The organism is Sinomonas sp. (genome assembly GCF_051955515.1).
Lineage (GTDB): Bacteria > Actinomycetota > Actinomycetes > Actinomycetales > Micrococcaceae > Sinomonas.
Genome location: NZ_JBQCGQ010000023.1, coordinates 1 through 9,255, shown reverse-complemented (window position 1 = coordinate 9,255; position 9,255 = coordinate 1). Strand labels below are relative to the sequence as shown.

Genomic DNA, 9,255 nt, shown 5'->3' with positions numbered 1-9,255 from the left:
GGGCGCCCCCCCCCGAGTCCGCGGGGGGGCCGCACCGTGGGGCCGCCGTTGGGTGGCGGCCGGCGCCCGCCCCGCGGCCGGCTGGGGGAGCCGGCCGCGCTGGCCAACCGCTCTTGGGTGGAGAGGGTCATTGGTCCAAGGCCTTCGTTACTTGTTCTGTGCCTTTGCCGCGTCCGCCGCCTGTTGGAGCGTTGCCGCCGCTGCCTGCGGGGTGGCGCTGCCGCTGGCGACTGACTGCGCCGCCGCGAGGAAGGCGTTCTCAATGTCGGAGTTGAGAAGGGCGAAGCGATGTTCGTTCACCGAGGACGCGTTCTTCAGGTAGTCATTGACCGGGCCGCTCTGCTGGGCGGGATCGACGAACTTGATGGTGGTGAAGTCGGGTGAGACACCCTTCAGAACCGAGGTGGTGTCGAGACGGTCGGCGACCACCTGCTGGCCCTTGGCATTCGCGGCCATCCACTTCACGAACGTCTCCGCGGCCGCCCTGTTCTTCGATTTGCTGGCGACGGCGAGGCCGTAGTCGGCGTCGCCGAACATCTCGGACGTGTTGCCCTTGCCGGCGACGTCAGGGAACTGCATCGGCAGGATGGGGAAGGGCTTCGCCCCCGCGACACCCGCAGATCCAAGAGCCTGGGTCATGGCGTTCTGGGTCGCGTACTGCGTGTACCAGCTGCCCATCATCACCATCGCGTACTTCCCGGTGAGGAAGGCGTTGTTGACGTCGGGGTACTGCTGGGCGCCGAGCGCGCCCTTCTGCATGATGCCGCTGCTGAAGAGATCCTTCCAGATCGTCAGCGTCTGGGCGATCTGGGGAGAATCCCACTTCGCGTCACCCTTGGAGGCCTTCGTCCAGTAGCCCGGCTCGACCGAGTTCGAGATGGCCTGCAGGGTGTCCTGATCGAAGCCCTCCTGCGCGGCGCCCTGAGCGAAGCAGCCGACTCCGTTGCTCTCGAAGGTCTGGCAGACCTTCTTCCATTCGTCCAGAGTCTTCGGCGGCTGCAGGTTGTACTTCTTGAACAGATCGGTGTTGTACCAGAGCGAGCCGGCATAGGTCGAGCCGACCGGCATGGCGGTGAGCTTGTCGTTGGAGCTGAGGCCGTCGACCGCGATGCTGGAGATCTTGGACTTCCAGTCGCTGCCCAGAGCGCCCTGAGCGGCCGAGCTGAGGTCCTCGGCGTAGGAGCCGAACTGCTGCACGTAGGCACCCGGCGATAGGTCGAACACGTCGGGTCCGTTGTCCGAGGCCAAAGCCGGGCGCATCGTGGCTTGGTAGTCCGAGATGCCAACCAGCTTGTAGTTGACCTTGATGTCCGGATACTCCTTGTTGAACGCGGCGATGAAGTCGTTCGCCTCGTTGGTGTTGGTCGGAGTCCACCCCCACCAGTTGATGGTGCCGCTTGTGGCTGAACCGGCCGAGCCCTGGTTGCTGCCGGAGCAGCCCACGATCCCAAGGCCGGCCAGGCCTGCTACCGCCAGGGCAGCGAGTGACCGGAGAGCGGTCTTCGATTGGAATGGAAATCGCATGTCAGTCCTCTTGCGTCGCGGAAACAGCGTTGTGTCCGGATGGGCGCCGAGCGGGGAGCCCGGCGTACTGGGGGCTTCAAGGCTGGAGTGAGGCCCCGTCGTCGTGAGTTGCGAGTCCAGGGGAACTGGCCTCATGGCTGGGACGAATGAGACGAATCTAACAACAGCGAAAATTTGCGTCAAGGTTTACAAAGAAGTTCGAAACTTTTCGTCCACGGGGCATGCGTCGTCCACGGCCTGTGCGAGGGGCCTGAGGCTAGACGCGAGGCGGGGCGCTGCTCTCGCGCGCCACGAGGGAGGTCGCCAGATCCACGCGGCTGAACGCGAGTTCGGGCTCATCGCGCAGCCGGAGCACGAGGTGCATGGCCTGTTCGGCCATCTCGGCAAGCGGCACTCGCACCGTCGTGAGGGGCGGTCCCGCCCAGCGCGCGATCGGAAGGTCGTCGTAGCCGACAACCGAGAGGTCATCGGGCACCCGCAGCCCGAGCGAGCGGGCAGCCTCGTACACGCCAAGCGCCTGCAGGTCGCTGGAGGCGAAGATGGCCGTGGGGGGCTCGGCCGACGAAAGGAGGTCCCGGCCCTCCGTGACGCCGTCATCCCGATGGAACGTGCCGGGGCGGATGTAGTCCCGGCGCGCGGGGATCCCGGCGGCGTCCAGCGCCGCCCGATACCCGGAGAGCCGCGCCGTGGACGCCATCATGTCTTCGGGCCCCGTGATGATCGCAATGCGCTCGTGGCCGAGCTTGATCAGATGTTGCGTCGCGAGGAAGCCCCCGTTCCAGTCGGCCGAGCCGATGGCGGGGGCATCCGTGGTGGGAGCCCCGTAGGGGTCCATCATCACGATCGGGATTCCACGGCTGCGCAGACGCGCCAGGTCCTTCTCCGGCAGGAGGGCGGCGACCAGGATGATGCCGAGCGGCTGGCGGCGCAGCACGCCGTCGATCCAGCCGCGCGAGGGAAGGTGAGACTCCTCGGCGCCGGTGACGACCATCCCGATCTCGTGCTCGCGGGCGATTCGCTCGATGCCGGAGACGGCGGCGCCGCCGAAGGGGCTGTCGATTTCGAAGCAGAGCACCTCGATCAGGGGAGCAGTGCTCTGCGCACTGAGGCGGCGGTTGTAGTTCTGCTCCTCGAGCAGGGACTCGATCCGGGCGCGCGTCTCGTCGGAGACACCGCTGCGCCCATTCAGGACCTTCGACACGGTTGCCACAGATACGTTTGCCAGCGCCGCGACTTCTGACAGAGTTGCTCGCGTAGGCCGCGCATCGTCTGCCCCGTCGTTCACCATGGCCCTCATGGTAGCGGCGCGTGAGGAACCCCGCTGGTGGGCGGTTTGGGCCGGTTGACGCTGTGAGGGGAGCTCATGACCTGACTCTTCAGATAGTTTTCGCTCGATTTAGAGAAACCTTGCAACGAAGGGTATCAACGATGACGACCGATCGAGAGTCTAATCTCGAATCTGACTTTGCGCGTTACCCCTCGCTCGAGGGCCGGGTCGCGTTCGTCAGCGGCGGGGCCACGGGCCTCGGCGCAGAGTTCGTGTCCCAGCTCGCGGCCCAAGGCACGAAGGTCGCCTTCGTGGACCTCGACGAGGAGGCCGGGACCAAACTTGCAGCGAGCATTGCAGAGCGGGGCGACCCCGAGCCGTTCTTCCACGTCGCGGACGTCCGGGACATCCCGGCATTGCAGCAAGCCATCGTCCGGGCGTCCGAGTCGCTCGGGCCCATCACCGTCCTGGTCAACAACGCCGCCAATGACACCCGGCGCAAAGTCGCCGAGATCGATCCCGACGCGTGGGACGACAGCATGGCCATCAACGTGCGGCACCACTTCTTCGCCGCCCAGACCGTGTGGCCCATGATGAAGGCTGCCGGGGGCGGGTCCATCATCAACCTCGGGTCCATCAGCGCGCATGTCGACTTCGTGGACATGCCCGTCTACATCACGGCCAAGGCCGGGATCGAAGGCCTGACACGGACTCTCGCCCGGGAGATGGGGCGGGACGGCATCAGGGTCAACTGCGTGATCCCCGGCTGGATCATGACGCCGCGCCAGCTCGAGAAGTGGGTCGGCGATGCGGAGCGCGAGAAGATCCTGTCGGAGCAGAGCCTGCCAGAGCTCCTGTACCCCGCAGACGTGGCCCGCATGATGCTGTGGCTCGCCGCGGACGATTCGCGCCTCGCGACCGGGCAGACCTGGGTCGTGGACGGGGGCTGGCTGTGAGGGCGGAACAGATCACGGCGCCCATTACCTGGCACGGCGAGGGCCCCTGCTGGGACCCCGCCGGGCAGCGCATGCTCATCGTCGACATGCTGGCGGGCGCCGTCGTCGACCTCTCCTCGCTCGAGAGCCCGCGGCGCTACGAAGTCGGCAGCCCGGTGGCCGCCGTGGTGCGCCCCCGAGTCGGCGGCGGCTTCGCTGTGGCCACCGAGCACGGGTTCGCGCTCTTCGACGAGAACTTCGCCCTGGAACGTAGCCTTCCGGAGGTGGTCGACGACGGCGGCGTCCGGCTCAACGAGGGCGGGTGCGACTCGCGCGGGCGCTTCTACTGCGGTTCGATGGCGTACGACGAGACGCCGGGTGCCGGAACCCTCTACCGGCTCGAGCCGGACGGTACGGTCTCGACGGCGCTCGAAGGTGTCACGATCTCCAACGGGCTGCAGTGGAGCCATGACGGCACCCTCGCCTACTACATCGACACGCCGACCAAGCGCGTGGATGTCTTCGACTTCGACGCTTCCGATGGGTCCTTCCACAACCGCCGCCCCCGGGTCGAGCTGGGAGGGGACGTCGCCGGTGTTCCCGACGGCATGGCGATCGACGACGACGGCGGCCTCTGGGTTGCGCTGTGGGGCGGCGGCGCAGTGCGCCGGTATGACGCGGACGGCCGGCTCACCGAGGTGGTCGAGGTGCCGGGCGTGACCCACACAAGTGCCGCCGCGTTCGGCGGCCCGGACCTCGACACGCTCTACATCACCTCGTCCCGACAGCATCTGCCTGAGGACGCCGAGCCCGAAGCCGGGGCCGTGTTCGCCGTGAAGCATGGAATCCGCGGGGCGGCGCTCCACCCCTACGCCGGCTGATCCACGCGGAGGATGAGTTCAGGGGTGAGTATCTGTACCCGAAACGCATTCTTACGTTTCGGGTACAGATACTCAGTGCGATTCTCGGGTGACCGCGGATCCACTCGAGCCGACGAGGAAGTCCAGGTCCGCTCCCGTGTCGGCGCCCTGCACGTGGTCGATGTAGAGCTTCTGCCAGCCGCGGTCGGCCTGTGCGAACCCGTCGAGGGCGCGCTGCGCCGTCCGCCGATTGGCGAGTTCGGTCTCATCGACGAGCAGTTCGAGGCGTCGGTTCGGCACGTCGAGGGAGATGAGGTCGCCGTCCTGGACCAGGGCGAGCGGGCCTCCCGCGGCGGCCTCGGGGGCGACGTGGAGCACGACCGTGCCATACGCGGTTCCCGACATGCGGCCGTCGCAGATGCGGACCACGTCGCGCACCCCTTGCTTCAGCAGCTTCTGGGGTAGCGGCATGTTCGCGACCTCGGGCATGCCGGGATAGCCCTTCGGGCCGCAGCCGCGGAGAACGAGCACCGAATCCGCGTCGACGTCGAGGTCGGGATCGTCCAGACGCTCGTGGGCGTCCTCGATCGAGTCGAAGACGACGGCGCGGCCCGTGTGCACGAGCAGCTCCGGCGAGGCCGCTGCGGGTTTGATGATCGCCCCGCGGGGGGCGAGGGTTCCCCGCAGAACTGCAATGCCGGCGTCGTCCTGCAGAGGGTCGGTGCGCAGGGAGATCACGTCGCGGTCCCACACGCCGTGACCGCCGAGGTACTCGGTGAGGGGTTTCCCCGTGACGGTCTGGGCGAGCGGATCGAGCAGGTCGGCGAGCTGGTCCAGGACGGCGAGGAAGCCGCCGGCTCGGAAGAGGTCCTCCATGAGGTAGCGGCCCGCGGGCTGGAGGTTGACGAGCAGGGGAACCTTCCCGCCGATGCGGTCGAAATCCTCGAGGGTGAGGTCGATTTCCAGCCGGCCGGCGATCGCGAGGAGGTGCACCACCGCGTTCGTCGAGCCGCCGATCGCGGCGAGCGCGACGATGGCGTTGTGGAACGACTCCTTCGTGATCACTTGGGAGATGCGACGGTCCTCGGTCGCGAGCTCCACCGCGAGCCGACCGGATGTGTGGGCCCCCTCGAGCAGTCGGCTGTCCGCAGCGGGCGTGCCGGCGATGCCGGGGATCGTCATTCCGAGCGCCTCGGCGAGGAGGCCCATGGTCGAGGCCGTGCCCATCGTGTTGCAGTGGCCCTTGCTGCGGATCATCTTCTTGTCGCTGGCCTCGAACTCGGCCGCGGGCAGCGTGCCCGCCCGGACTTCCTCGGAGAGCTGCCACACCCCGGTGCCGCAGCCCATCCGCTCGCCGCGGAAGTAGCCGTTCAGCATGGGTCCTCCGGGGAGGACGACGGCGGGCAGGTCCACTGACGCCGCCCCCATGAGGAGAGCGGGGATCGTCTTGTCGCACCCGCCGAGGAGCACGACGGCGTCGATCGGGTTTGCGCGCAGCATCTCCTCGATGGCCATGGCGGCCATGTTGCGCCACAGCATCGCGGTGGGCTTGACGACCGTCTCGCCGAGCGAGACCACGGGCAGGTTGACGGGCACGCCGCCCGCCTCCCACACGCCTTGCTTGACGTAGTCGGCAACTTCGTTGAAGTGCATGTTGCACGGCGTCAGATCGCTCGCGGTGTTCGCGATCGCAATCTGCGGCCTACCGTCGAACGCGTGATCGGGCACACCGCGGCGCATCCATGCGCGGTGGATGAAGGGGTCGCGGCCCTCGCCGCCGTACCAGCCCTGTGAGCGGACCATGTTGTCATTTCTCCTTCTGGGCTAGGGCTGCACTATCGTTCGATCTGCCCTAGGGCACGAGGATTCCGCGCCCGACGGCGCCCGCTGTCAGCCGCCGGTACGCTTCGCCGAATTCGGCGAGCGGAAGCCGATCGCCCACGAGCTTGTCGAGCGGGAGCTTGCCGGCGAGATAGAGCGCGAAGATGCGCGGCATGTCGAGCGGCGGATTGCTCGACCCGTAGAGCGAGCCGACAATGCGCTTCTGCCGCTGCACGAGCTGATTCAGGGGAACCGGGAACTCGGCGCCCGCGGCTCCGAGGCCGACGGCGACGAGTGTTCCGCCAGGTGCGACGCAGGCGAGCGCCTGCGCAAGCGTCTGGTCCCGCCCGATCGCCTCGATCGCCCACGGCACCCCTGCGCCGCCGGTGATTTCGAGGACGCGCTCGACGACGTTGTCCTCCCGGGCGTTGACCGTGTGGGTCGCGCCGAGTTCGCGGGCGAGGTCGAGTTTGGCCTCGTCGACGTCGACGACGATGACCGGGTGCGCTCCGACGAGCGCCGCGCCCATCACGCTCGAGAGGCCGACACCTCCCGCACCGAGGACGAGGAGCGGCCGGCCGGCCGCCTCCCGCACCTCGTGGAACACGGCGCCCACACCGGTGATGACGGCGCACGCCGAGATCGCGGCGATCTCCGGCGGGACGCCGTCGGGCACTGCGACAGCAGCGTTCTCGTTCACCACCACTCGCTCCGCGAAGCAGGAGACGCCCATCAAATGGTGCAGCGCACCGCCGTCGCCCAGTGAAAGCCGCGAGGTGCCGTCGGGAAGGCCGCCCGCCGCCGCCTGCACCCCGCCCAGCTCGCAGAGCACGGGATTGCCGGAGACGCACGCGTCGCAACGGCCGCAGCGGGGTCGCCAGAGAAGGGCTACCCGGTCGCCGACGCGGATGCGGCCGGATGTTCCCGGCCCGACCTCCTCGACGATCCCCGCGCCCTCGTGTCCCAGCACGAGCGGCAGACGGGCGGTCAGGTCGCCGGTCATGTAGTGGTAGTCGCTGTGGCACACGCCCGCGGCTTCGATGCGAACGAGCAGCTCGCCGGTGCGCGGCGCGGAAAGCTCGACGTCCTCGAGCTGGGGCGGCTCGCCGGGGGAGCGAAGGACGACGGCGCGCACGGCCTAGGCCTGCTCGGCCGGGGCCGCGGGGACGGCCTGGGCGTCCTGGCCGGCGACGAGCTGGTCGCGGAGGCTCTCGCGCACCACGCACTGCTCGAAGGAGAACGAATCGGCGAGGGCGTCGAGTTCCTCGTCGGTGAGTCCCCGGAACAGCTCGGCGTAGTCGTCGGCGAGCGGCTGGGCGAACAGGATGTTGTTCAGCACCGTTGCGACGGTGTCGAAACGGCCCCACGGGTACGGGGTCCAGTTCGGGAACTCGCGCTCCATGAGATCCTGCACGGCCTGGCTGACCTCGTGCACGCCCTCGCCGCCGAGCCGGTCGCTGCCCCACTGGTCGGCCGCGAGCCGGTTCTTCTTCGCGACGAACTCGTCGAAGCGCTGGCGGTAGGGGGACTGCTCCGAGACGTTCACGAGGCCTTGGCGGCCGAGGTCCTTGTACATCCAGCTGGTCCAGCTGACCTCGAACTCGCGGTACAGCTCGAGCTGGTCGGCGAGGATCTGCCGGCGCATCGCGTCGACGGGCTCGACGCCTGTGTAGATCGGCGCGAACTCGCCCACCATGATCGGCGTTCCCGTCTGGCGCGCGTACTCGGAGCGCTGGAGGAACTTGTTGCGGGCGTACTCCCTGTCGATGTACGTGCCGTCCGTGTAGCCCGGGTAGTCGCCCCCGCGCCCGAGTCCGGAGGCCACGTAGTCGTGCAGACTGTAGACGGTATTGGGCCACGGCTCGGCGTCGAACATGTCGAACTCGGTCGAGTACGTGTTGCCGTCGAGGAAGATCGTGTGGTTGGGGTCGATCGCGCGCACGGCCTCGAACAGCCGGCGGTAGAGCGGGCCGACCACGGCACGTGTCTCGTCCGCGGGCTCGTTCATGAGGTTGTAGCCGGCCACCCAAGTGTTGTTCTTGTAGTGGTCCGCGATCGCCTTCCAGATGTTCTCCACTCGGTCCTGGAAGTGGGGGTGCCTCCACAGGTGCGGCTCGTGCGTCGAGTTGTCCGAGTGCCAGTGATGGTTCTGGCTGCCGGGCAGGGCATGCAGGTCGATGATCGAGTAGACGCCGTGCCGTCCCGAGGCCTCGATGGTGCGGTCAAGATGGTCGAAGGCCGTCGGGAGGATGTGGAACGGGTTCTCGTCCGACTCGAAGTGGTGGTAGTTGACGGGGATGCGGATGATCGTCATCCCGAGGGAGCCGAGGAACGCGGCGTCAGCCTCGCCATAGAACGCGGTGAGCAGCCGGTCGAAGAAGCGCTCTGCACGGTCGGCGCCGATTACGTCCGCAACCTTTTCGCGCATGAGCGTCTCATTCGCGGCGTAGCCGGTGATGAAGTTCTCCATGTTGAGCCATCCGCCGACGCAGACCCCGGTGAAGCGGATCGGCTTTCCCCATCCGTCGAAGAACTGGGAACCCTCGGTGCGCACGAATCCCGGCGGGCGTTCGTCAATTGTCATGCCTCTGACCTCACTGTCGGCGAAAAGTTTCTTTTGAATTACGACTACTTTCGTTGAACGACAGGCTAGGAAACGCCTTAAGTTCCTGTCAAGCGTTGACCGGCCTCGCCCATCGCCATATAGTTCAGGACACTTACTAATTCTTCTTCTGCTTGGAGACTAGCCCGGTGAGGTGCGTGCGATGACCCTGATTCCTGCCCGTGAGGACAAGTTCACCTTCGGCCTGTGGACGGTGGGGTGGACGGGGAATGACCCGTTCGGCGT

The 9,255-nt window shown here is 67.4% G+C and carries 7 protein-coding genes; 2 read left to right on the top strand and 5 right to left on the bottom strand.

What is annotated here, in order from left to right:
• Positions 1-147: 147 nt before the first annotated feature.
• Together ACTHL9_RS01165 and ACTHL9_RS01160 are read right to left on the bottom strand one after the other, a co-directional pair.
• Positions 148-1,524 carry an ABC transporter substrate-binding protein gene (locus tag ACTHL9_RS01165; protein ID WP_440516794.1) on the bottom strand — a complete coding sequence of 459 codons (1,377 nt, stop codon included), beginning with the start codon at positions 1,522-1,524 and terminating at the stop codon, positions 148-150.
• A gap of 256 nt (positions 1,525-1,780) precedes the next feature.
• On the bottom strand, positions 1,781-2,812 hold the full coding sequence (locus ACTHL9_RS01160; protein WP_440516793.1) for a LacI family DNA-binding transcriptional regulator: 1,032 nt from the start codon (positions 2,810-2,812) through the stop codon (positions 1,781-1,783).
• A gap of 140 nt (positions 2,813-2,952) precedes the next feature.
• Between ACTHL9_RS01160 and ACTHL9_RS01155 the strand changes: the two genes are divergently transcribed.
• Entirely contained in the window at positions 2,953-3,747 is a 795-nt protein-coding gene (locus tag ACTHL9_RS01155) for an SDR family NAD(P)-dependent oxidoreductase (RefSeq protein WP_440516792.1), read from the top strand.
• The gene (locus tag ACTHL9_RS01150; RefSeq protein ID WP_440516791.1) at positions 3,744-4,607 is read left to right on the top strand and encodes an SMP-30/gluconolactonase/LRE family protein; all 864 of its coding nucleotides are present in this window, start codon (positions 3,744-3,746) and stop codon (positions 4,605-4,607) included. The genes ACTHL9_RS01155 and ACTHL9_RS01150 overlap by 4 nt, the downstream gene beginning before the upstream one ends.
• 72 nt (positions 4,608-4,679) lie before the next feature.
• Here the strand turns inward: ACTHL9_RS01150 and ACTHL9_RS01145 are convergent, their stop codons facing one another.
• From ACTHL9_RS01145 to ACTHL9_RS01135, 3 genes are read right to left on the bottom strand one after another with little or no spacing between them, the layout of a single operon-like run.
• Positions 4,680-6,389, bottom strand: coding sequence for an IlvD/Edd family dehydratase (locus ACTHL9_RS01145; protein WP_440516790.1), 1,710 nt, complete (start codon positions 6,387-6,389; stop codon positions 4,680-4,682).
• A gap of 49 nt (positions 6,390-6,438) precedes the next feature.
• On the bottom strand, positions 6,439-7,542 hold the full coding sequence (locus tag ACTHL9_RS01140) for a zinc-binding dehydrogenase (RefSeq protein ID WP_440516789.1): 1,104 nt from the start codon (positions 7,540-7,542) through the stop codon (positions 6,439-6,441).
• A 3-nt stretch (positions 7,543-7,545) separates the two neighbouring features.
• On the bottom strand, positions 7,546-8,991 hold the full coding sequence (locus ACTHL9_RS01135) for a glycoside hydrolase family 5 protein (RefSeq protein WP_440516788.1): 1,446 nt from the start codon (positions 8,989-8,991) through the stop codon (positions 7,546-7,548).
• Positions 8,992-9,255 lie beyond the last annotated feature (264 nt).

Bases quoted from the DNA above. Each gene is read 5' to 3' on its own strand.
- ACTHL9_RS01145 (WP_440516790.1), bottom strand. From the start codon at position 6,389: ATGGTCCGCTCACAGGGCTGGTACGGCGGCGAGGGCCGCGACCCCTTC.
- ACTHL9_RS01165 (WP_440516794.1), bottom strand. From the start codon at position 1,524: ATGCGATTTCCATTCCAATCGAAGACCGCTCTCCGGTCACTCGCTGCC.
- ACTHL9_RS01160 (WP_440516793.1), bottom strand. From the start codon at position 2,812: ATGGTGAACGACGGGGCAGACGATGCGCGGCCTACGCGAGCAACTCTG.
- ACTHL9_RS01135 (WP_440516788.1), bottom strand. From the start codon at position 8,991: ATGACAATTGACGAACGCCCGCCGGGATTCGTGCGCACCGAGGGTTCC.
- ACTHL9_RS01155 (WP_440516792.1), top strand. From the start codon at position 2,953: ATGACGACCGATCGAGAGTCTAATCTCGAATCTGACTTTGCGCGTTAC.